Below are 279 nucleotides of genomic sequence, written 5' to 3' on the forward strand. Positions count from 1 at the left end.
ACGCGGATGGGTAGCGCCGCATCAGTTCATCGGCGGCGGCGGGGATCAAGGTCGGGTTTTCGCGCAGCAGCTGCTGGTCCTCAGGATATCGCGCGAGGTGCATTGCGATCATGCCGAGCATCGCGGCGACCGTGTCGAGCCCGGCAAACAGGATGTTGCGCGCCATCCGCATCGCTTCGTCGAGCGTCCAGGCGCGTCCCTCGATCGGTTCGGCAATGATGCGGCTGAGCAGATCCTCTCCCGGTTGAGCGAGGCGCGCCGCGATGTACGGGCGCAGAT

At 65.9% G+C, this 279-nt stretch carries 1 pseudogene; it reads right to left on the reverse strand.

Features of this window, described 5'->3' with window-relative positions:
- Positions 1 to 279: pseudogene (locus C1X29_RS29840) on the reverse strand (cytochrome P450); the annotation flags it as partial.

Source organism: Pseudomonas sp. GW456-12-10-14-LB2 (genome assembly GCF_002884345.1).
Taxonomy (GTDB): Bacteria; Pseudomonadota; Gammaproteobacteria; order Pseudomonadales; family Pseudomonadaceae; genus Aquipseudomonas; species Aquipseudomonas paraglycinae.